Here is a 22457-nt window from a genome sequence, read left to right as displayed (position 1 = left end):
CAAGGGTGCGACCTTTGGTCGCGTTCCGGAAAACCTGAAGTTGGTATAGGAGTTGTAACAAGTCGTGACGTGGATCAATTGACTTGAGGCTGCGGTTGCAGTCCAAGGGCGTCACGCAACGGGCCGTTGCGGCGTCAATCGAAAGCGCTGGCGGTAATAAAAAGGCCCCGCCAGCTTTCGTTGGCGGGGCCTTTTGTGAAGCAATTACAACCCTGGTTTACTCGGCTGCCTTGGCCTCATCGCCATGGGACAGGCTGTAAACATAGGCGGCCAGCAGGTGAACCTTGTCGTTCCCTTGCAAGTCAGCCTGTGCAGGCATCTGGCCCTGACGGCCGTAACGGATGGTCTGCTGCAGTTGGGCGAAGCTCGAACCGTAGATGAATGCACCCGGGTGGGTCAGGTTCGGTGCGCCCATCAGCGGGTTGCCTTTGCCTTCCGGACCGTGGCACACCGCACAGTTGGTGGCGAACAGTTCCTTGCCTTTGGCAGGGTCTGCTTTCGCACCTTCGGGCAGTTTGCGACCGTCCAGGCCGGTCAGGACATAGGCGGCAACGTCGCTCACGCCTTGTTCGCCGATCACTTCAGACCAGCCCGGCATGATCGCGTGGCGACCCCCCATGATGGTGGTCTTGATGTCCGTTGGCGTACCGCCCCAGCGCCAGTCGGCGTCGGTCAGGTTAGGGAAGCCATAGGCGCCTTTGGCGTCAGAACCGTGGCACACCGAGCAGTTGGAGGCGAACAGACGGCCACCCATTTTCAGTGCTTGCGGGTCTTTGGCCACTTCTTCAATAGGCATGGCAGCGTATTTGGCGAAGATCGGTCCGAACTTGGCGTCCGATTTAGCCATCTCCTTTTCCCACTCGTGAACACCGGTCCAGCCTGTCTGGCCATTGGCAAACGCGGTTTTCTCTTTGGTGTCCAGGTAATCGTAGCCCGGCAACAGGCCTTTCCAGTTACCCAGACCCGGGTAGAGCACCAGGTAGCCAAGGGCGAAAATGATGGTGCCGATGAACAGCATGAACCACCATTTAGGCATCGGGTTGTCGTACTCCTCAATCCCGTCGTAAGAGTGCCCAACTGTCTCGTCAGTCTGCTCGCTGCGTTGGCCCTTGCGGGTAGCCAGCAACAACCAGGTCAAGGCGAAGATGGTACCCAGACTGAGGACTGTGACGTACAGACTCCAGAACGTAGTCATTCTTTGTTACTCCTAGAAGCTTGCTCTTGCTCGACGTGCTTGATGGCTTCGGGATCATCCTTGAAGGGCAATAAGGTTGCGTCATCAAACTCCGACTTGCGTCGCGGACTGAAAACCCACAATGCCAAACCGATAAAAGCCACCATCACGACGACAGTGCCCAGGCCACGAATCATCCCGATATCCATCTAAATCACCGTTTGCTTTTGATGATGGTGCCCAGGCCCTGGAGATAGGCCACCAGCGCGTCCATTTCGGTTTTGCCTTTCACGGCATCCTTGGCACCGGCGATATCTTCGTCGGTGTAAGGGACGCCGAGCACGCGCAAGACTTCCATTTTTTTCGCCGTGTCCTTGCCGTCCAGCTTGCGTTCTACGAGGAACGGATAAGCCGGCATGATCGACTCGGGTACCACGTTGCGCGGGTTGTACAGGTGCGCACGGTGCCAGTCATCGGAGTAGCGACCGCCAACCCGGGCCAAGTCAGGCCCGGTACGCTTGGAACCCCACAGGAACGGGTGGTCCCAGACGCTTTCGCCGGTTACCGAGTAGTGGCCGTAACGTTCGGTTTCTGCACGGAACGGGCGAATCATCTGCGAGTGGCATTGCACACAGCCGTTGGCGATGTAGATGTCACGACCTTCCAGTTCCAGGGCGGTACGCGGCTTCATGCCTTCAACCGGAGTATTGGTGACATCCTCGAAGAACAGCGGAACGATTTGGGTCAGGCCACCGATGCTCACGGCGATGACCATGAAGAAGGCCATCAGGCCAATATTCTTCTCGATTGTTTCGTGCTTCATCAGTGGGCTCCAACTACAGCGATTTTGCTCGCTGCTTCAGCTTCTACCGGGTTCGAGGCGCGTACGGTGCGGAACACGTTATAGGCCATGAACAGCATGCCGCTGGCGAAGATAGCCCCGCCGATGGCGCGAACGATAAAGCCAGGGTGGCTGGCTTGCAGTGCTTCCACGAACGAGTAGGTCAGCGTGCCGTCGTCGTTGATTGCGCGCCACATCAGGCCCTGGGTGATGCCGTTGACCCACATCGAGGCGATATAAAGCACGGTGCCGATAGTCGCCAGCCAGAAGTGCGTGTTGATCAGGCTGGTGCTGTACATCTGCTTCTGGCCGTAGATGCGCGGAATCATGTGGTACATGGCGCCGATCGAAATCATCGCTACCCAGCCCAGTGCCCCGGCGTGTACGTGGCCGATGGTCCAGTCGGTGTAGTGCGACAGCGAGTTGACGGTCTTGATTGCCATCATCGGGCCTTCGAAGGTCGACATGCCGTAGAAGGCCAGGGACACCACGAGGAAGCGCAGGATCGGGTCGGTGCGCAGCTTATGCCAGGCGCCCGAGAGGGTCATCATGCCGTTGATCATGCCGCCCCAGCTTGGCGCCAGCAGGATGATCGACATGGCCATGCCCAGCGACTGGGCCCAGTCCGGCAGAGCGGTGTAGTGCAGGTGGTGCGGGCCGGCCCAGATGTAAAGGGTGATCAGGGCCCAGAAGTGCACGATCGACAGGCGATACGAGTAGATCGGACGTTCGGCCTGCTTCGGCACGAAGTAGTACATCATGCCCAGGAAGCCGGTAGTCAGGAAGAAACCTACAGCGTTGTGGCCGTACCACCACTGGATCATGGCGTCGGTGGCACCGGCGTAAGCCGAGTAGGACTTGAAGAAACTTACCGGCAGGGATGCGTGGTTGACGATGTGCAGCATCGCCGTAACGATAATGAACGCCCCGTAGAACCAGTTACCGACATAAATGTGCTTGGTTTTACGCTTGGTAATGGTGCCGAAGAACACAATGCCGTAGACCACCCAGACGATGGCCAGCAGGATAGCCAGTGGCCATTCCAGCTCTGCGTATTCCTTGGTAGTGGTGTAGCCAAGCGGCAAGGTGATGATCGCGCCGATAATGACGGCCTGCCAACCCCAGAAGGTAAATGCGGCGAGGGCGTCGGAGATCAGGCGGGTCTGGCAGGTACGCTGCACGACGTAGTACGAGGTACCAAACAATGCACAGCCACCAAAGGCAAAAATCACAAGGTTGGTATGCAGGGGGCGCAGGCGGCCAAAGGTCGTCCACTCAAGGCCAAGGTTTAATTCAGGCCACACAAGCTGTGACGCGATAAAAACCCCGAGCCCCATGCCAAGGATCCCCCAGACCACCGTCATGATGGCGAACTGGCGGACTACCTTATAGTTATAAGCAGTCGGACTGATTGCTGTGCTCATTCTAAGGTTCCACGGTTTTGGTGTTTTATTAGGAGTAAAAATCGGTCGCAAGTATGTATAAAGCGTAGGGGTATTGCAACGCGGCTTGACCTCGGTCAATGCGTTCCAACGCTTATTCTGCGGCCTTTCCATGCGTGGTGTAGGGTCAAATAGACCGTCAACAAAACAACCCATGGAAGGTAAAAATGAAGGGTGCGGGCGGATCAAAACCGGGTGGGGTGCAGGCATCGCGACATCATGGCGAAGATCGCAATCGACGATAGCCGGTGTAAACCCACCAGTGTGGCCCGTAACGGAGCCCTTCAACTTACCGATTAATTTCACTTGACGTGAAACCGGCGGACCCGGGATCACCGAAGCTATGAGCTTAGTCCTGAATGGCGCGAGAGCAACGAGGGACTAAAAAGAGGTGCGACACTTGGTCGCGCTTTGAGGCGGGAACTGCCGCACCAAAATGATGCGGCAGGAAATGTCCGGTAATTATTCGGCTGATTTTTCCTCTTGATTACCATGAGACAAGCTGAACACGTACGCAGCCAGCAATTGCACCTTGTCGTTACCCAGCAGATCGTTTTGCGCCGGCATATGCCCCTGGCGACCATGGCGAATGGTTTGCTGCAATTGCGCCAGGCTGGTGCCGTAAATAAAGCCCGCAGGCGCAGTCAGATCAGGCGCCCCCATCAGTTGCGTGCCTTTGCCGTTGGCGCCATGGCAGGCTACACAGGTGGTTTCGAAAGCCTGCTTGCCCGCGACCAGATCCACTGTCGTGTCCTGTGGCAAAGGCAGCCCGGCCAGATCGTGGCGCACATAGGCGGCGACGTTCTTGACGCCGTCGTCACCCAGCACTGCACCCCAGGCCGGCATCGCCGCGATGCGCCCGCCCATGATCGTGGTTTTAATGGTGTCGGCATCGCCGCCCCAGCGCCAGGTGCTGTCGGCCAGGTTGGGGAAGCCGAAGGCGCCCTTGGCATCCGAGCCGTGGCACACCGAGCAATTGGACGCAAACAGGCGACCGCCCATTTTCAGTGCCTGGGGGTCCTGGGCCACTTGCTCAACGGGCATGGCGGCGTATTTGGCGAAAATGGGGCCAAACCTGGCGTCTGCCTTGTCCATCTCCTTTTGCCATTCATTGACCCCGGTCCAGCCATCCTCGTAACCCGGCAGCAGGCCTTTCCAGTTGCCCAGGCCCGGATAGAGAATCAAATAGCCCACACCAAACACCAGCGTGCCGACGAACAACATGAACCACCATTGGGGCAGCGGGTTGTCGTACTCTTCGATGCCATCAAAGCTGTGGCCCATGGTCTCGACGGTTTCGCTTTTTCTTTCCCCCTTGCGGGTACTGATCAACAGCCAGGTCAGGCCGACCAGCGTGCCAATGGTCAGCACGCAGATATAGATACTCCAGAAGGTGGTCATTGTTTATTGCTCCTAGACGCTTGTTCTTGCTCGACGTGTTTAATCGCCTCTGGATCGTCTTTGAATGGCAGTAGGGTCGCGTCTTCAAACTCCGACTTGCGCCGCGGGCTGAATACCCACAGCGCCAGGCCGATAAAGGCCACCGCCACCACGACTGTGCCGAGGCCGCGGATCATTCCGCTACTCATGTCAAACATGGCTCACCTCTTGCTCTTGATGGCAGTGCCGAGCACTTGCAGGTAGGCCACCAGCGCGTCCATTTCGGTCTTGCCCTGCACCGACTGTCTGGCGTTGGCGATGTCTTCGTCGGTGTATGGCACGCCCAGGGTGCGCATCACTTCGAGTTTCTTTTGGGTATGGCTGTCATCCACAGGTTCCGACACCAGCCACGGGTAGGCGGGCATTTTCGACTCCGGCACAACGTTGCGCGGGTTGTACAAATGCGCGCGGTGCCAGTCGTCCGAGTAGCGTGCGCCGACCCGCGCCAGGTCCGGTCCGGTACGTTTGGAGCCCCACAGGAACGGGTGGTCCCAGACGCTTTCACCGGCGACCGAGTAATGGCCATAGCGCTCGGTCTCGGCCCGGAACGGACGGATCATCTGCGAGTGGCATTGCACGCAGCCTTCGCGAATGTAGATGTCACGCCCTTCCAGTTGCAGCGCGGTGTAAGGCTTCATGCCTTCGACCGGGGTATTGGTCACATCCTCAAAGAACAGCGGCACGATTTGCGTCAGGCCGCCGACGCTCACACAGAGGATCATCAGCAACAGCATCAGGCCGATATTTTTTTCAATGATTTCGTGTTTCATGGCGAACTCCTCAGGCCGTCTGCGCGGCGGCTACGACTTCAGCGGGCTCGGCGTTACGCACGGTGCGCCAAGTGTTGTAAGCCATCAGCAACATGCCACTGAAGAAGATCGCCCCGCCGATCAGTCGCACGACATAGCCCGGGTGGCTGGCCACCAGGGTTTCGACGAAGGAGTAGGTCAGCGTGCCGTCTTCGTTGACTGCGCGCCACATCAGGCCCTGGGCGATGCCGTTGACCCACATCGAGGCGATGTAAAGCACGGTACCGATAGTGGCAAGCCAGAAATGCGCGTTGATCAGGCCCATGCTGTACATCTGCGGGCGACCGAAAATTTTCGGGATCATGTGATACAGCGCACCGATCGAAATCATCGCTACCCAGCCCAGCGCACCTGCGTGTACGTGGCCGATGGTCCAGTCGGTGTAGTGGGAGAGGGCGTTGACGGTCTTGATCGCCATCATCGGGCCTTCGAAGGTCGACATCCCGTAGAACGCCAGCGACACCACGAGGAAGCGCAGGATCGGGTCGCTGCGCAACTTATGCCAGGCCCCGGAGAGCGTCATCATGCCGTTGATCATGCCGCCCCAGCTTGGCGCCAGCAGGATCAGTGACATCACCATGCCCAGCGACTGGGCCCAGTCCGGCAACGCGGTGTAGTGCAAGTGGTGCGGGCCGGCCCAGATGTAAAGGGTGATCAGGGCCCAGAAGTGCACGATCGACAGGCGATAGGAATAGATAGGGCGTTCGGCCTGTTTGGGCACGAAGTAGTACATCATCCCCAAAAAACCTGCCGTCAGGAAAAAGCCCACGGCGTTATGGCCGTACCACCACTGCACCATGGCGTCAGTCGCGCCGCCATACAGCGAGTAGGACTTGGTGAAACTGACCGGGATTTCCAGGTTGTTGACGATGTGCAAGATGGCCACGGTCACGATGAACGCGCCGAAGAACCAGTTGCCCACGTAAATGTGTTTGGTCTTGCGCTTCATGATCGTGCCGAAAAACACGATGGCATAAGCGACCCAGACAATGGTGATCAGGATATCGATCGGCCACTCAAGCTCGGCGTATTCCTTGGAGCTGGTGTAGCCCAGCGGCAGGCTGATGGCAGCCAGCAAAATCACCAGTTGCCAACCCCAAAAGGTAAACATGGCGATCTTCGGCGCGAACAGCGTTGCCTGGCAGGTACGTTGTACCGAGTAAAAGGAGGATGCAAACAATGCACAACCGCCAAAGGCGAAGATCACCGCGTTGGTGTGCAAAGGGCGCAGGCGCCCGAAACTGGTCCATGGCAAATTGAAGTTAAGTTCTGGCCAGACCAGCTGCGCGGCGAGAAATACGCCGAGCCCCATACCGACGATGCCCCAAACCACCGTCATAATGGCAAATTGGCGGACCACCTTGTAGTTGTAGGCAGTACTTGTAGAAGTGTTCATGGTTCCCCATCCACGGTTCAGGCGAATACAAAGGCACGCCTGGAGTTATAGGCAGACTAAAAGCGAGGCAAGCATGGGCGTAGCAGGCAAGGCCGGTATTGACAGGGATCAATGGGCGCAATGCGTACAGGAGCAGGGCTGGTTATGGAATCCGGCCTCGGACGAGGTGAAAAGCGCGCAACCGCAGACCTTGATCCTGGCCCATGGTGCAGGTGCTCCGATGGACAGTGCCTGGATGACCGGTATGGCTGAACGCCTTGCGGCACGAGGGGTGAACGTATTGCGCTTCGAGTTCCCGTACATGGCGCAACGCCGGCTCGATGGTGGCAAAAGGCCGCCAAACCAGCAGGCCAAATTGCTCGAATGCTGGCGCCAGGTGTATGCCGGGGTGCGACAGCATGTCGCCGGGCAAATTGCGATTGGCGGCAAGTCCATGGGCGGGCGCATGGCCAGTCTGGTGGCTGATGAACTGGGAGTTGATGCTCTGGTCTGTCTGGGCTACCCGTTTTACGCCTCCGGCAAACCGGAAAAACCGCGGGTGGCGCACTTGGCGGAGCTGCAGACAGCCACCCTGATCGTGCAGGGCGAACGCGATGCCCTGGGCAACCGGCAAGCCGTCGAGGCTTACACGCTGGCGCCGGGCATTGAACTGCACTGGTTAGTGGCGGGGGATCACGACTTGAAGCCGCTCAAGGTATCGGGGTTTACCCATGAACAGCATCTGGACGCCGCTGCCGACAAAATCGCGCAATGGCTCCCCCTGTAGGAGCGAGCTTGCTCGCGAGCTGTTCAAGCGAAGCGCTCGCGAGCAAGCTCGCTCCTACAGGTAAAGGGGGGCAGTGCTTAACGGTTGAACCGCTCCACCAGCGAATACTGGGTGTTTACGGTGCGGGTCAGTTCTTCGCTCAATAGCGCCGAATGCTGGGCCTGCTCTGAAGTCTGGTCCGCCAGGTCGGCAATGGTGCTGATGTTGCGGCTGATTTCTTCAGCCACTGCGCTTTGCTCTTCGGTGGCGGCCGCGATCTGGGTGGTCATGTCGGTGATATTGGCCACCGCTTCACTGATGCCCACCAGCGCCTTGTCGGCTTCCAGTACCCGGGCCACGCCTTCTTCAGCCTGGCGATGCCCGGCATTCATGGTCTGTACGGCAGTGGCCGCAGTCTGCTGCAACTTGGCGATCAGGCCATGAATCTGTCCGGTCGACAGGCTGGTGCGTTGTGCCAGTTGGCGCACTTCGTCAGCCACCACGGCAAAGCCCCGGCCCATCTCGCCGGCACGCGCGGCTTCGATGGCTGCGTTCAGGGCCAGCAGGTTGGTCTGGTCGGCAATGCCCTTGATCACGTCAACCACGCCGCCGATTTCATCGCTGTCTTTGGCCAGCTGAGTGACCGTCGCCCCGGTTTCACCGACCACGATGGACAAGCGTTCAATCGCCTCGCGGGTTTCACCGGCGATGTCACGCCCGCGACCCGTCAGGCGATTGGCCTCTTGAGTCGCGTCAGCCGTGCGCTGTACGTGGCTGGCCACTTCTTGCGTGGTGGCAGCCATCTGGTTAACGGCGGTGGCGACTTGTTCGGTTTCGACTCGCTGGCGCTCAAGCCCCGTGGAGCTGTTGTGTGCCAATACATCGGCTTGACGGGCCTGCTCGCTCAAATGTTCGGCAGTGTCCTGCAGTCGGGTCAAACAGGTCTTCAGGCGCGCTTCCTGGCTCAGAATCGACATTTCCAGACGCGCTTGCGGGCCACGGCTGTCGGTGTACATCTGGGCAATCAACGGGTCAGAGGTGGTTTGTTCGGCCAGGCGCAGCAAGCGCTTGATCCCGCGTTGTTGCCAGCTCAGGCCAAGCAACCCCAGCGGGATCGACAGCGCGGCCGCCAGGGCAAAGCCCCAGCTGGAGTTGAGCAGGGCGCCAATCATGAAACTCAGTTGGCTGACCAGAATGAAGGGCAGCCAGTCCTGCAGCACGGGGAGCCATTTGTCGCGCTGTGGCACCGCCGACTTGCCGCGATTAAGGCGCGAATACAGAGCTTCGGCACGACGGATCTGTTCGCCGGTGGGCTTGACCCGGACCGACTCATAGCCCACCACACGCTCATTCTCGAATACCGGGGTCACGTAAGCGTTGACCCAGTAATGGTCACCGTTGCGGCAACGGTTTTTCACAATGCCCATCCATGGCGCGCCTTTTTTCAAGGTGCTCCACATGTGTTCAAAGACGGGAGAAGGAACATCCGGATGACGCACGAGGTTGTGCGGTGCGCGTATCAGCTCTTCACGCGAGAACCCGCTGATCTCGACAAAGGCATCGTTGCAATAGGTAATTACACCTTTGGCATCGGTGGTGGAAATCAACCGTTGTTGAGCGGGGAAAGTGCGTTCGCGTTGGGTGACGGGCTGGTTATTACGCATGTCGTATCTATCCGTAAGACTTTGACAGGCTGTCGGCACGCACAGGGATTTGTTTAATTATTAATTCGGCTGCCGCAGGTGACCAGACACCCCGGCAGCCTTTGTGTATCAGGGCGCCAGCATCGGATAAGTGAAGAATACGAAGTGCAACAGGTTAAGCCCGAAGTGAGTGGCGATCGCCGAACTCAGGCCGCCAAAACGCCAGGCCAGGCCATAACCAAGACCGGCAATACCCGACAGCAGTACCCAATGCCAGCCTGCGGCCATATGCGCCAGGCCGAACAATAGCGCAGCAATGACCAGTGCCAGTGTCTGGCCGTAGGGCAGCTGTTTAAACCAGCGACTCAAACTGCCCTGGATGTAGCCGCGAAACAGGGCTTCTTCGACCAGTGTTACCAGCAGTAAATTGTTCAGCACCCAGATCCAGCCGTGTGCTGGCCATTTAGGGGCCCAGGTGATCATGCCCAGCAGCATCGCGCCGCCAAGCGCGGCAATTGCCACCAGTACCAGGGCCATCAACGTGGCGCCAAACGAGACTCGCCAGGAAAAGCGTGGCGCTATCCAGGGGCATACCAGTAATAGCCAGAAGCCAATCAGCGGCTTGTCCAGATTGAGGTACAACGAGAAGGGCACGGCGTCCGGCGTCAGCCGTTCGGGGTTGATGGCGCGGCCATTATGGAAACCGGGTAGCCAGTGCAGTGCCAGGGCCAGGGCCAGTAATACAAACAGCGCGTGACCGGCATAACGCAGCCATTGCTGGCGGTGCTGACGGGCTGCGAGCCCGGACAGAATCAGGGCAAACAACGCGATAAGAGCCTGGGCGCCCAATTGGCCGTAGCTCAGGGCAAGGCAGTAGCCGAGGGTAAGAAATGCCAGATAAGGCCATGGCAGAGCAATCATGAAAATCCTTGGAATCGTTAAAAAAAACGCCCCGAATGCATGTCGGGGCGCGTCAGTATAACAATACAGATGCAAAAGATTCTCAACGCAAGTTCCGTGATCCGAGCCCGGCCTGGAACACACCGGGTGGATACGATCTCACTGACACCCCACCACCTGTAGCAGCGAGCTTGCCTCGCGAGCCTTTCAGCGCGCCCCGCAACAGCTCGTTCCTACAGGTATCCAGCCAGTTTCAGGAGGCAATCAACTGCCGCAATACATAGTGCAGAATCCCGCCCGCCTTGAAGTACTCGACCTCATTCAGGGTATCGATCCGGCACAGCACCTCGACTTTCTCCTGTTGACCATCCTCACGGGTGATAACCAGCGTCAGGTTCATCCTTGGCTGCAGTTCGGCACCGGTCAGCCCCAGGATATCCAGAGTCTCCTTGCCGGTGAGCTTCAGGTTCTTGCGGTTCTGATCCAGTTTGAATTGCAGCGGCAGCACGCCCATGCCCACCAGGTTCGAGCGATGGATGCGCTCAAAACTCTCGGCAATCACCGCTTTGACCCCCAGCAGGTTCGTGCCTTTGGCGGCCCAGTCACGGCTGGAGCCGGTGCCGTACTCTTGGCCGGCAATCACCACCAGGGGAGTGCCCGATGCCTGATAGCGCATCGCTGCATCATAGATCGGCAGTTTTTCGCCACTCGGAATGTAGATCGTGTTGCCACCTTCTTCGCCGCCGAGCATCTCGTTGCGAATCCGGATGTTGGCAAACGTGCCGCGCATCATCACTTCGTGGTTACCGCGCCGCGAACCATAAGAGTTGAAGTCCCGAGGTTCGACGCCTTTCTCGCGCAGATAGCGCCCGGCCGGGCTGTCGACCTTGATATTGCCGGCAGGGGAAATGTGGTCGGTGGTCACCGAGTCGCCGAGCAACGCCAGCACGCGCGCGCCCTTGACGTCCTTGATCACCGGTAGCGGGCCGCCAATGTCATCGAAGAAGGGTGGATGCTGGATGTAGGTCGAATCTTTCTGCCAGACATAAGTCGCCGCCTGTGGCACCTCGATGGCCTGCCATTGTTCGTCACCGGCAAATACCTCGGCGTACTCCTTGTGGAACATGGCGGTCGTCACCTGTGCTACGGCATCGGCGATTTCTTTCTGGCTGGGCCAGATATCGCGCAGGTACACCGGTTTGCCGTCTTTGCCGATGCCCAGCGGTTCAGTGCTGATATCAATGCGCACGCTGCCGGCCAGGGCATAGGCCACAACCAGCGGCGGCGAAGCCAGCCAGTTGGTTTTCACCAGTGGGTGAACGCGCCCTTCAAAGTTGCGGTTGCCCGAGAGTACCGAAGCCACGGTCAGATCAGACTGGGTGATGGCCTTTTCAATTGGCTCGGGCAACGGCCCGGAGTTGCCGATGCACGTGGTGCAGCCGTAGCCGACCAGCGCAAAGCCCAGTTGGTCGAGGTACTGGGTCAGACCTGCGGCCTTGTAGTAGTCAGTCACCACCTTGGAGCCCGGGGCCAGCGACGTTTTCACCCACGGCTGGCTTTTCAGGCCCTTTTCGACCGCTTTTTTGGCCACCAGCCCTGCAGCCATCATCACACTCGGGTTGGAGGTGTTGGTGCACGAGGTAATGGCCGCGATCACCACGGCGCCGTTTTTCAGGCGATAGGTTTGACCTTCAACGCTGTAGTCCACCTCACCGATCAAGTCGGCATTGCCCACGGCCACGCCACCGCCGCCTTCACTTTCAAGGCGGCCTTCTTCTTTGTTGGTCGGTTTGAATTGCAGGCTCATGAAATCGTTAAATGCCTGCCCTACATTGGGCAGTGACACCCGGTCTTGCGGGCGCTTCGGCCCGGCAAGGCTGGCTTCGACGCTGCCCATGTCGAGTTCCAGGGTTTCGCTGAAGACCGGCTCCTGGCCAGGCATACGCCACAGTCCCTGCTCTTTGCAGTAGGCCTCGACCAATTTGACCGCAGCCTCGGGCCGCCCGGACAAACGCAGATAATCCAGGGTGATCTGATCGACCGGGAAAAACCCGCAGGTGGCGCCATACTCCGGTGCCATGTTGGCAATGGTGGCGCGGTCAGCCAGTGGCAGATCCGCCAGGCCGTCGCCGAAAAACTCGACGAACTTGCCGACAACCCCCTTGCTGCGCAGCATTTGCGTCACCGTCAGCACCAGGTCGGTGGCGGTGATGCCTTCTTTCAGTTTGCCGCTGAGTTTAAAACCCACCACTTCCGGGATCAGCATCGACACTGGCTGGCCGAGCATCGCGGCTTCGGCTTCAATGCCGCCCACGCCCCAGCCCAAGACACCCAGGCCATTAATCATGGTGGTGTGGGAGTCGGTACCGACCAGTGTGTCGGGGAACGCGTAAGTCCGGCCGTCTTCGTCCTTGGTCCAGACTGTCCGTCCCAGGTATTCCAGGTTTACCTGATGGCAGATTCCGGTGCCGGGCGGCACGACGCTGAAGTTGTCAAAGGCATCCTGGCCCCAGCGCAGGAACGCATAACGTTCACCGTTGCGTTCCATCTCAATATCAACGTTTTGTTCAAAGGCGTCCGGGCTGGCGAATTTGTCGACCATTACTGAGTGGTCGATCACCAGGTCTACTGGGGACAGCGGATTGATTCGTTGCGGATCGCCGCCGGCCTTGGCCATCGCCGCACGCATGGCGGCCAGATCGACCACGGCCGGTACGCCGGTAAAGTCCTGCATCAATACCCGGGCCGGGCGGTACTGGATTTCCCGGTCGCTGCGCCGTTCCTTGAGCCAGGCGGCCAGCGCCTTGAGGTCCGGCCCGGTGACGGTCTTGCCGTCTTCCCAGCGCAGCAGGTTTTCCAGCAATACTTTGAGCGACATGGGCAGCCGGCTTAAATCGCCCAGTGATCTGGCGGCAAGCGGCAAGCTGAAATAGTGATAAGTCTTGTCGTCGACTTTTAGTGTGGCGAGGGTGTTCAGGCTATCAAGGGAGGACATGAAATGACTCCTTTTGACCCGCACGGTACGGATCGTGTGGAACGAACAGAGCTTCTAACGTAGCCCTGAATCATTGATCTGGCTAATAACTGGACTGTCTATAAGGGTTCAAGGTTCCGAACTCAGTTATCATGCTGGCCTTTTCGTGACAGTCCTTGCTCCAAATCAAGGATGCGCAGCCGGCCAATTCCCGCCTGCTGCCCAGGAGTAATTCAATGAACACCGTTTTTATGCATTGCCGGCCCGGTTTTGAAGGCGAAGTCTGCTCCGAAATCGCCGAGCATGCTGCCCGCCTCAATGTCTCTGGTTATGCCAAGGCCAAGCCAAGCAGTGCCTGTGCCGAATTTGTCTGTACTGAAGAAGGCGGCGCCGAACGCCTGATGCGCGGCTTGCGTTTTGCCGAACTGATTTTCCCGCGTCAGTGGGCCCGGGGCGGTTTTATCGAACTGCCGGAAACCGACCGGATCAGCGTCATTCTTCAGCACATGGCCGACTTTCCGGTCTGTGGCAGCCTGTGGCTGGAAATGGTCGACACCAATGACGGCAAAGAGCTGTCCAACTTTTGCAAGAAGTTCGATGCCCATTTGCGCAAGGCCCTGATCAAGGCCGGCAAGCTGGTAGAGGATGATGAGCACAAGCCACGGTTGCTGCTGACCGTTAAAAGTGGTCGCGAACTGTTCCTCGGCCTGGCCGAGTCGAACAACTGCGCCATGTGGCCGATGGGCATCCCGCGGTTGAAATTCCCCCGTGAGGCGCCGAGCCGTTCGACCCTCAAGCTGGAAGAGGCGTGGCACCATTTTATCCCCCGCGACCAGTGGGATGAGCGCCTGCACAGTGACATGACCGGAGTTGACCTTGGCGCTGCGCCCGGTGGCTGGACCTGGCAGCTGGTCAATCGCGGCATGATCGTTACCGCCATCGACAACGGCCCGATGGCCGAAAGCCTGATGGACACCGGTTTGGTGCAGCACTTGATGGCGGATGGTTTTACCTTCAAGCCCAAGCAGCCAGTGGACTGGATGGTCTGCGACATCGTGGAAAAGCCTGCCCGCAATGCGGCGATGCTTGAAGAGTGGATCGGCGAAGGTCACTGCCGCGAAGCGGTGGTCAACTTGAAATTGCCGATGAAACAGCGTTATGCCGAAGTGCGGCGCTTGCTTGATCGCATTGCTGACGGTTTCAAGGAGCGCGGTATCCAGGTCGAAATTGGCTGCAAGCAGCTGTACCACGACCGCGAAGAAGTGACCTGCCATTTGCGTCGACTGGACGTGAAAAAAACCAAATCCCGTTGATTCAGGAGTTACTGATGAGTTTTGCTGATTTGCCGGTTGACGGCACGCTGGACGCCACCGGGCTCAACTGCCCTGAGCCGGTGATGATGCTGCACCAGCACATTCGCGACCTGGCACCGGGCGGCTTGCTGAAGGTCATCGCCACGGACCCCTCGACCCGGCGTGACATCCCCAAGTTCTGCGTGTTTCTGGACCATGAACTGGTGGGGCAGCAGGAAGAAGCGGGCACCTACCTGTACTGGATTCGCAAGAAGCAGGATTAAACAAGCCTAACCCCTGTAGGAGCGAGCTTGCTCGCGAGCCGTTCAATGCGAAGAGCTCGCGAGCAAGCTCGCTCCTACGGTGTGTGTTTATGCCATGCGAATCCGTTTTTTGGCGCTGGGGGTCAGACTTACGCTGAGCACACCGCAGGCTTGAACATGACTGGATCCCTGTAGGAGCGAGCTTGCTCGCGAGCCGTTCAATGCGAAAAGCTCGCGAGCAAGCTCGCTCCTACGGTGTGTGTTTATGCCATGCGAATCCGTTTTTTGGCGCTGCGAGTCAGACTTACGTTAAGCACACCGCAGGCTGAGCATGACTGGATCCCTGTAGGAGCGAGCTTGCTCGCGAGCCGTTCAATGCGAAGAGCTCGCGAGCAAGCTCGCTCCTACGGTGTGTGTTTATGCCATGCGAATCCGTTTTTTGGCGCTGCGGGTCAGGCGTACGCTAAGCATCAGCGCTGCGCAGGTAAGCCCCACGATCAAGCCTTGCCACAGCCCGCTCGGACCATTGGCCGGGCCTAACCAGTCCGTCAGCCCCAGCGCGTAACCCACCGGCAAGCCAATTCCCCAATACGCAAATAGAGTCAGGATCATCGTCACCCGCGTGTCCTGGTAGCCGCGCAACGCGCCTGCGGCAGTTACCTGGATTACATCCGAGAACTGGTACAGGGCCGCAAACATCAGCAGCATGGTCGCCACTTCGATCACCACCGGGTCGGCGGTGTAAACAGTGGCAATCTGCTGACGCAGCAACAGTATCAAACTGGCTGACATGCACGCCCACACCAGTGCCGTGCCCATACCCACACCCGCCACAAAGCGTGCTTCGCGCGGTTGCTGGCGGCCCAGGGCCTGCCCCACGCGTACGGTAATTGCCATGCCCAGGGAGTACGGGATCATAAACACCAGCGAGCTGAAGTTCAGGGCGATTTGATGGCCTGCGACCACCGTTGCCCCGAGGCTGCCAATCAACAGCGCGATCACCGCAAAAATGCTCGACTCGGCAAATACCGCAATGCCGATCGGTAGCCCCACACTCAGCAAGCGCTTGATGATTGCCCACTGCGGCCATTCAAAATGGCTGTACACCCGGCTCGACTGGTAGATCGCACCGCGCCAGGTCCAGGCCACCATGCCCAGCGCCATGAACCACATCACAATGGCTGTCGCCCAGCCACAGCCCACGCCGCCCATGGCCGGGACACCCAAGTGCCCATAAATGAATACGTAGTTGATCGGGATATTGAGCGCCAGCGCACACAACCCCAGCACCATGCTTGGGCGCGTCCGGCCCAGGCCATCGCTGAAATTGCGCAACACGCAATACAGCCCCACCGCCGGCATGCCGCTGGCGATCCCGTGCAAGTAGCCCATGCACGGCTCAATCAGGTCCGCGGCGACGTTCATCAGGTGCAGCAGCGGTTCTGCCGCCAGCAGGATAAATGCCGCGCACAGCCCGGTGATCAGCGCGAGCCACAGGGCCTGGCGCACGATCGGGCCGATTTCCTGGTGACTGTTGGCGCCAAAGCGCTGGGCGACTTTGGGTGTGGTCGCCAGCAGGATTCCTGACATCAACAAAAACACTGGTATCCAGATGGAGTTGCCCAGTGCCACGGCCGCCAGGTCACGGGGCCCGACACGTCCCGCCATGACCGCATCGACAAAGCCCATGGCCGTGGTGGCGACCTGGGAGATGATGATTGGAAATGCCAGCCCCAACAGAGCACGCACTTCGGTGCGGACCCGTGCCGGGCGGCTGACAGGGGTAGGGGGGGTATCAATGACAGAGTTCACAAGCGTGCATCCACAGTGTTTAACGCGCAAAGCCGGCGATTGTACGCTTGCCCCCTGTGGGCGCAAAACCTTGAGTTGTACGGGCTTTGTAAGCGTATGCCATGGTCCGCTGGCTCATTCATTGTTACAACGCCTACACTGCCACTCCGCCAAAGGAGCCTGCCATGTTGATTGTTGCTGACGAAAATATCCCGCTGATCGAAGAGTTCTTTGCCGGGTTCGGTGAAATACGCCGTTTGCCGGGGCGCCAGATCACGCGTGCCGATGTGCATGCTGCCGATGTGCTGCTGGTGCGTTCGGTGACCAAAGTCGATCGCGAGTTGCTTGAAGGCAGCGCGGTACGCTTTGTCGGGACCTGCACCATCGGCACCGATCATTTGGCTCTCGACTACTTTGAACAGGCGGGTATTGAGTGGTCCAGTGCCCCGGGCTGCAACGCCCGTGGTGTGGTGGACTACGTGCTCGGCAGCTTGCTGACACTGGCCGAAATCGAAGGTGTCGACCTTGTTCAGCGCACCTATGGGGTGATCGGGGCGGGTGAAGTGGGCGGGCGTCTGGTTACGGTCCTGCGCGCATTGGGCCTCAAAGTGCTGGTCTGCGATCCGCCGCGTCAGGCCGCCGAGGGGGGCGACTACGTCACCCTTGAACACATCATCGAGCACTGCGATGTGCTCAGCCTGCATACCCCGTTAGGCAAAACCGGCAGTTTCCCGACCTGGCATTTACTGGATCAGCAGCGCCTGGAGCAGCTCAGGCCGGGTACCTGGCTGATTAACGCCAGCCGCGGTCCGGTGGTCGATAACGTTGCACTGCGAGAGGTGCTGAACCGGCGCGACGACCTGCAAGCCGTGCTCGATGTCTGGGAGCACGAGCCCGAGGTGGACCGGGAACTGGCTGACTTGTGCGTGCTGGCGACGCCTCACATCGCCGGTTATAGCCTTGAGGGTAAACAGCGGGGTACGGCGCAGATCTATCAGGCCCTGTGCGACTTCCTCGGGCAACCGGCGGTAGTGCGCCTGGCCGATTTGCTGCCGCCACCCTGGCTGGCGAAGGTCGAACTGAGTGCCAGTAGCGACCCGGGCTGGGCTTTGGCCATGCTATGCCGTGGCGTATATGACCCGCGCCGGGACGATGCAGACTTTCGCCGCAGCCTGACCGGCAGCGTCCAGGAACAGAAGCTGGCGTTCGACGGGTTACGCAAGAACTACCCCGTACGCCGTGAAATAGAAGGCCTGGCGGTGCATGTCGATGGCGATTCAGTGGCCTTGAAGCAATTGGTCAAGGCCCTGGGAGCGGTATTGGTTTAAGCGGGCGGGCACAAAAAAACCGGCCTTACTGCGTAAGACCGGTCAGTGTTCTGAGTGCTGGCATGTGGGAGCGGGCTCGCCCGCTATCCGGTTTTTCAAGCTAAACCCTGTCGTCTGCACCGCGGGCCAGCCTCGCTCCCTCAGCGTCAGTCCTTGATCACGGGCTTGACCAGACGCTGCTCCAGTTCGTGGCAGGCGTCCTGGATCATCTCTTCTGTGATCGAAATTTCCTGGCCATTTTCATCAATAATTGCGCAGCCCAATGATTGTTTGGGTTGCGTACGAATTACTGGAACCGCTTGGGCATTGTGTTGCAAATCCATGGCCTGTCTCCTCATCAGGGTGTATCGCTACTTTAGGTCCGTTTAATGACCAAGCTGTGACATGGCTTGGCGACGTACCCAGTCCAACAGAAATATCCTGAAACTTCCACCCTGATTTTAGAACGATAATGTCTATGGCTTGTTGTCTCAGGTCATATTCAAAACGATTGAGAAAGGTTTACCTCTGTAAGCCGGACTTCGTTGTAGGCTGTTCCACGCTTTCCTCTGGATGCCTACCATGCTTTCTTCGCGTCAACGCCGGGCCATTCGTCTGGCTGCCCATTTTGTAGCACCGTATCGCTGGCAGGCGGTTGGCGCCTTGTTGGCCCTGATCGTTACCGCGGGTGTCACCCTGTCGATGGGGCAGGGCATTCGTCTGCTGGTCGACAAAGGGTTCATGACCCAGTCCCCGCACCTGCTCAATCAGTCCATCGGTTATTTCCTGTTGCTGGTGCTGGCTTTGTCGGTGGGCACCTTCGTGCGTTTCTATCTGGTGTCCTGGATTGGTGAGCGGGTGGTTGCCGACATCCGGCGTCAGGTGTTCAACCACCTGATCGGTCTGCATCCGGGCTTTTATGAGAACAATCGCAGTTCGGAAATCCAGTCGCGGCTGACCACCGACACCACGTTGCTGCAATCGGTGATCGGTTCTTCGTTATCCCTGTTCTTGCGCAACTGCCTGATGGTGATCGGCGGGGTAGTACTGTTGTTTGTCACCAACCCCAAACTCACCAGCATCGTGGTGGTCGCCTTGCCCCTGGTACTGGTGCCGATCCTGTTTTTTGGCCGACGCGTGCGCACCTTGTCGCGTCAGAGCCAGGATCGCATCGCCGATGTCGGCAGCTACGTCGCCGAAGCCCTGGGCCAGATCAAAACGGTCCAGGCTTACAACCACCAGCAGCAGGATCAACAACGCTTTGCCGGCACCGTCGAAAATGCGTTTGCCACCGCACGTAAACGTATCCTGCAGCGCTCGTGGCTGATTACTCTGGTGATCCTGCTGGTGCTGGGGGCTGTGGGTGTGATGCTGTGGGTCGGCGGCATGGACGTGATCGCGGGGCGCATTACCGGCGGCGAGCTGGCGGCATTCGTGTTTTACAGCCTCATCGTCGGCAGTGCCTTTGGCACGCTGAGTGAAGTTATCGGTGAGCTGCAACAGGCTGCGGGAGCGGCTGAGCGAATTGCCGAACTGCTGCAATCCAAAAGCCTGATCATGGCGCCGAGCAGCGACTTGCTGGTATTGCCCCTGCGGGTGGCCGGTAACTTGCAGCTTGAGAACCTGTACTTTTCCTATCCGTCACGGCCTGAAAGCTATGCGATCGAAGGGCTGAGCCTTACGATCCATGCGGGCGAAACCCTGGCCCTGGTCGGTCCGTCGGGTGCAGGCAAGTCGACGCTGTTCGATTTGCTGTTGCGTTTTTACGATCCCCAGGCGGGCCAGATCCTGCTCGAAGGCCTGCCCATTACCCGGCTGGATCCGCACGATCTGCGCCGTTGCTTTGCACTGGTGGCGCAAACCCCGGCACTGTTTTTCGGCACGATTGAAGACAACATCCGCTATGGCAATGCACTGGCCAGTGACGCGCAAGTCGAAGCCGCAGCACGGATTGCCCATGCCCACGACTTCATTCAGCAAATGCCAGAGGGCTATAAAACCCATCTGGGGGATGGCGGTCTGGGCCTGTCAGGCGGGCAGCGGCAACGGCTGGCCATTGCCCGGGCGCTGCTGGTGGATGCGCCGATTCTGCTGCTGGATGAGGCCACCAGCGCCCTTGATGCCCAAAGTGAGCACTTGATCCAGCAAGCCCTGCCCAGCCTGATGCAAGGGCGCACCACTCTGGTTATCGCCCACCGCTTGGCCACCGTGCAGAATGCCGACCGGATAGCGGTGATGGATCAGGGCAAGCTGGTTGCGATTGGTACCCACGCGCAGCTGATCGCCAGCAACCCGCTGTATGCGCGGCTGGCGGCGCTGCAGTTCAATGTGGATATGGGCACGCAATGACGTGTAGGAGCGAGCTTGCTCGCGAGCTTTTAAAACAGCTCGCGAGCAAGCTCGCTCCTACAGATTTTTAGCGGTATTCACACAGGTAAGCGGTCTCGACCACAACCTTGAGCTGGAACTTGCTGTTGGCCGGTACGTTGAACTGGCTGCCGGTGACGAAAGTCTGCCACTGCTCGCTGCCCGGCAGCTTGACGCTCAACTCACCCGATACCACGTGCATGATTTCGCGCTCGGCAGTACCGAACTCGTATTCACCCGGGGCCATGACGCCAATAGTGGCTTTGCCTTCGGCTTGTGCGAAGGCAATCGACTTGACGGTACCGTCGAAGTATTCGTTGACTTTAAACATGGCGATTCCTCGGAATGGGCTAAAAATGGCTGGCCAGTATGCAGAAGCCGTTTTATCCCGTCACGCCCTTTTATGGCGGCTAAACCTTGAGAATCAGCGGTAACAGGCGTGCCGTATTACGGGCATCTTCGAGGGCGCGATGCTGTTGCCCGTTGAACTGCATGCCCGCCAGTTGCAGGGCACTGTTAAGGCCCGGCGCACGCCTTAGCTGGCGGGCCTGGGCAAACTGTTGCTTGAGGTTCATGTGCGGCAAACGAGCCAGCGCGCTGTCGAGTTTTTTCTGCTGCCATTCCTGCTCCAGTTGCTGGCGGTCGTAGTCGCCCCAACTGGCCCAGCCTTCAAGTTGGGGCAGGTGCTGGCCGAGCCAGCGCTCGAACTGTTGCCAAACCTGTACCATCGGAGCCCCTGCATCAATATTGGCTTGGGTAATACGGGTCAGTTGCCGGCAAAAAGGGGTCAGCAGCGGGCGTCGTTGCGGGCGGATGAAGCGCTGGAAATGATCCACCTCGCGTCCGGCGCGAGTGACCACACTGGCGCCGATTTCGATGACTTCCATTTCCTCAATAGGCCAGCCGCCATCATCTGTCGTCGCTTCCAGGTCAATTACCAGCCAGTGAGGCATGTGCAGCTTCCTTAAAACAGCATCGGCGTTGAGAGTGGAGCGTAGCTAAAGCAGCGCAAATTTGTAGTGGGCCAGTCAAGCCCTTGCTTGATAACCTCAGCACCCTTAAATTACGGGCACGCATGATCTCAGGTCATGCGCAGATCAATAAGTTCCAGTGATGGGCTACTCCAGAGGTGTATGGCTTTGAAGTGTTTGCCAGTGTGGATGGTCCATTGCGCATTGTTATCCTTTAGTGCGCTTTTTCAGACGCCAGTCTGGGCTGTCCAGGAAGTCAGAGTGGGGGCGGCCCATTTTCCGCCCTATACCGTGCGCCCGGAGATCGGTGTCGATACCGGCCTGTTGCCGCAGTTGCTCGATGCCCTGAACCAGCTGCAAGCCGACTATCACTTCGTCATTGTTCCGACCTCCAACGCACGGCGCTATCGTGAGTTCGAGCAGGGGCGCATGGACATGGTGCTCTTCGAAAACCCCACCTGGGGCTGGAATACCATTGCCCATAACCCGGTAGACATGGGGCTTGAAGATGTCGAGGTATTTGTCGCCAAGCGCCAGTCCGGTCGCGGCCAAGCGTATTTTGACGACCTTGCCAATAAACGGCTGGCGCTCTTTAACGGCTATCACTACGCCTTTGCCGGTTTCAAGACCTCGCCCCAGTTCTTGAGTGCCACATTCAACGCCAGCCTGACTTACTCCCACGCCGCCAATTTACAGATGGTTCTGCGCGGGCGGGCAGATATCGCGCTGATTACCCGCTCCCATCTCATCGACCTGCTGAATAAAAACCCGCAGATCGAGCCGATGGTCCTGGTGTCCGATCGTGTCGACTACATCTACCATCACTACGCCTTGCTGAGTCCGCAAGCGCCTATCAAGGGCCAGCAGCTTGCGAAGATGTTGCAGGCGCTTCGTGACAATGGCCAGTTCGCCTCGATTTTTGCCCCTTACAAGATTGCCGCTGTACCCGCGCAGGTACCCGGCGCTCAACCGGTGCCTTAAATTCTGGCCGGTGGCTCACGTCATATTGTCTGATGGAGTGTATTGGGCATCTGCACTGCAGGAGCGAGCTTGCCGTCATCCCGGATGCGGAATTAAAAAGCTCGCGAGCAAGCTCGCTCCT

General features: G+C 58.7%; 21 protein-coding genes. 6 read left to right on the top strand and 15 right to left on the bottom strand.

Annotated elements, in window-relative coordinates; all coding sequences use genetic code 11:
* Positions 1–217: 217 nt before the first annotated feature.
* The 8 genes from ccoP (ACP7BO_RS12640) to ccoN (ACP7BO_RS12605) form a co-directional block, all read right to left on the bottom strand.
* The gene (ccoP, locus tag ACP7BO_RS12640) at positions 218–1195 is read right to left on the bottom strand and encodes a cytochrome-c oxidase, cbb3-type subunit III (protein WP_060691442.1); all 978 of its coding nucleotides are present in this window, start codon (positions 1193–1195) and stop codon (positions 218–220) included.
* Positions 1192–1383, bottom strand: a complete 192-nt coding sequence (locus tag ACP7BO_RS12635) for a CcoQ/FixQ family Cbb3-type cytochrome c oxidase assembly chaperone (protein WP_003447209.1) — start codon at positions 1381–1383, stop codon at positions 1192–1194. The genes ccoP (ACP7BO_RS12640) and ACP7BO_RS12635 overlap by 4 nt, the downstream gene beginning before the upstream one ends.
* Before the next feature lie 5 nt (positions 1384–1388).
* Positions 1389–1997, bottom strand: a complete 609-nt coding sequence (gene ccoO / locus ACP7BO_RS12630) for a cytochrome-c oxidase, cbb3-type subunit II (protein ID WP_426210726.1) — start codon at positions 1995–1997, stop codon at positions 1389–1391.
* On the bottom strand, positions 1997–3439 hold the full coding sequence (gene ccoN / locus ACP7BO_RS12625; protein WP_060691444.1) for a cytochrome-c oxidase, cbb3-type subunit I: 1443 nt from the start codon (positions 3437–3439) through the stop codon (positions 1997–1999). Before ccoN (ACP7BO_RS12625) ends, ccoO (ACP7BO_RS12630) begins: the two co-directional genes overlap by 1 nt.
* 480 nt (positions 3440–3919) lie before the next feature.
* On the bottom strand, positions 3920–4858 hold the full coding sequence (ccoP, locus tag ACP7BO_RS12620; RefSeq protein WP_397456244.1) for a cytochrome-c oxidase, cbb3-type subunit III: 939 nt from the start codon (positions 4856–4858) through the stop codon (positions 3920–3922).
* Positions 4855–5046 (bottom strand): cbb3-type cytochrome oxidase subunit 3, encoded by a 192-nt coding sequence (locus ACP7BO_RS12615; protein ID WP_003447218.1) that lies wholly within the window; start codon positions 5044–5046, stop codon positions 4855–4857. The genes ccoP (ACP7BO_RS12620) and ACP7BO_RS12615 overlap by 4 nt, the downstream gene beginning before the upstream one ends.
* A 12-nt stretch (positions 5047–5058) precedes the next feature.
* The gene (gene ccoO, locus ACP7BO_RS12610; RefSeq protein WP_397456246.1) at positions 5059–5667 is read right to left on the bottom strand and encodes a cytochrome-c oxidase, cbb3-type subunit II; all 609 of its coding nucleotides are present in this window, start codon (positions 5665–5667) and stop codon (positions 5059–5061) included.
* Positions 5668–5677: 10 nt separating this feature from the next.
* On the bottom strand, positions 5678–7102 hold the full coding sequence (ccoN, locus tag ACP7BO_RS12605; RefSeq protein ID WP_060691447.1) for a cytochrome-c oxidase, cbb3-type subunit I: 1425 nt from the start codon (positions 7100–7102) through the stop codon (positions 5678–5680).
* 73 nt (positions 7103–7175) lie between these two features.
* Between ccoN (ACP7BO_RS12605) and ACP7BO_RS12600 the strand changes: the two genes are divergently transcribed.
* Positions 7176–7868: an alpha/beta family hydrolase gene (locus ACP7BO_RS12600; protein WP_426210723.1), complete on the top strand. Its 693-nt coding sequence runs from the start codon at positions 7176–7178 to the stop codon at positions 7866–7868.
* Positions 7869–7945: 77 nt separating this feature from the next.
* Here ACP7BO_RS12600 and ACP7BO_RS12595 read toward each other — a convergent pair whose 3' ends face one another.
* The 3 genes from ACP7BO_RS12595 to acnA form a co-directional block, all read right to left on the bottom strand.
* Entirely contained in the window at positions 7946–9511 is a 1566-nt protein-coding gene (locus tag ACP7BO_RS12595) for a methyl-accepting chemotaxis protein (RefSeq protein ID WP_426210721.1), read from the bottom strand.
* 108 nt (positions 9512–9619) lie between these two features.
* Positions 9620–10411, bottom strand: a complete 792-nt coding sequence (locus tag ACP7BO_RS12590; RefSeq protein ID WP_426210719.1) for a CPBP family intramembrane glutamic endopeptidase — start codon at positions 10409–10411, stop codon at positions 9620–9622.
* A gap of 232 nt (positions 10412–10643) precedes the next feature.
* Positions 10644–13385, bottom strand: a complete 2742-nt coding sequence (gene acnA / locus ACP7BO_RS12585) for an aconitate hydratase AcnA (protein ID WP_426210717.1) — start codon at positions 13383–13385, stop codon at positions 10644–10646.
* 215 nt (positions 13386–13600) lie between these two features.
* On the opposite strand from acnA, the gene rlmM reads away from it, so the two are divergent.
* Together rlmM and tusA are read left to right on the top strand one after the other, a co-directional pair.
* On the top strand, positions 13601–14677 hold the full coding sequence (gene rlmM, locus ACP7BO_RS12580) for a 23S rRNA (cytidine(2498)-2'-O)-methyltransferase RlmM (RefSeq protein WP_426210715.1): 1077 nt from the start codon (positions 13601–13603) through the stop codon (positions 14675–14677).
* A 14-nt stretch (positions 14678–14691) separates the two neighbouring features.
* Entirely contained in the window at positions 14692–14940 is a 249-nt protein-coding gene (tusA, locus tag ACP7BO_RS12575) for a sulfurtransferase TusA (protein WP_060691453.1), read from the top strand.
* A gap of 396 nt (positions 14941–15336) precedes the next feature.
* On the opposite strand, the gene ACP7BO_RS12570 is transcribed toward tusA, so the two are convergent.
* The gene (locus tag ACP7BO_RS12570) at positions 15337–16731 is read right to left on the bottom strand and encodes an MATE family efflux transporter (RefSeq protein ID WP_426210712.1); all 1395 of its coding nucleotides are present in this window, start codon (positions 16729–16731) and stop codon (positions 15337–15339) included.
* Between the two features lie 164 nt (positions 16732–16895).
* Between ACP7BO_RS12570 and pdxB the strand changes: the two genes are divergently transcribed.
* The gene (gene pdxB, locus ACP7BO_RS12565; protein WP_397456253.1) at positions 16896–18038 is read left to right on the top strand and encodes a 4-phosphoerythronate dehydrogenase PdxB; all 1143 of its coding nucleotides are present in this window, start codon (positions 16896–16898) and stop codon (positions 18036–18038) included.
* 146 nt (positions 18039–18184) lie between these two features.
* On the opposite strand, the gene ACP7BO_RS12560 is transcribed toward pdxB, so the two are convergent.
* On the bottom strand, positions 18185–18361 hold the full coding sequence (locus ACP7BO_RS12560) for a PA1571 family protein (protein WP_060691456.1): 177 nt from the start codon (positions 18359–18361) through the stop codon (positions 18185–18187).
* 229 nt (positions 18362–18590) lie between these two features.
* Here ACP7BO_RS12560 and ACP7BO_RS12555 point away from each other — a divergent pair, with 229 nt between their 5' ends.
* Positions 18591–20366, top strand: a complete 1776-nt coding sequence (locus tag ACP7BO_RS12555) for an ABC transporter transmembrane domain-containing protein (RefSeq protein ID WP_426210710.1) — start codon at positions 18591–18593, stop codon at positions 20364–20366.
* A gap of 67 nt (positions 20367–20433) precedes the next feature.
* Here the strand turns inward: ACP7BO_RS12555 and ACP7BO_RS12550 are convergent, their stop codons facing one another.
* Positions 20434–20715, bottom strand: coding sequence for a pyrimidine/purine nucleoside phosphorylase (locus ACP7BO_RS12550; RefSeq protein ID WP_060691457.1), 282 nt, complete (start codon positions 20713–20715; stop codon positions 20434–20436).
* A 79-nt stretch (positions 20716–20794) separates the two neighbouring features.
* A complete protein-coding gene (locus ACP7BO_RS12545) occupies positions 20795–21337 on the bottom strand; it encodes an exonuclease domain-containing protein (RefSeq protein ID WP_426210708.1) in 543 nt (180 codons plus the stop codon).
* A gap of 279 nt (positions 21338–21616) precedes the next feature.
* On the opposite strand from ACP7BO_RS12545, the gene ACP7BO_RS12540 reads away from it, so the two are divergent.
* A complete protein-coding gene (locus ACP7BO_RS12540) occupies positions 21617–22336 on the top strand; it encodes a substrate-binding periplasmic protein (protein ID WP_397456254.1) in 720 nt (239 codons plus the stop codon).
* Positions 22337–22457 lie beyond the last annotated feature (121 nt).

Source organism: Pseudomonas sp. TWR2-1-1, from assembly GCF_049897045.1.
Taxonomy (GTDB): Bacteria; Pseudomonadota; Gammaproteobacteria; order Pseudomonadales; family Pseudomonadaceae; genus Aquipseudomonas; species Aquipseudomonas versuta.
This window is presented reverse-complemented; position numbering and strand designations above follow the sequence as displayed.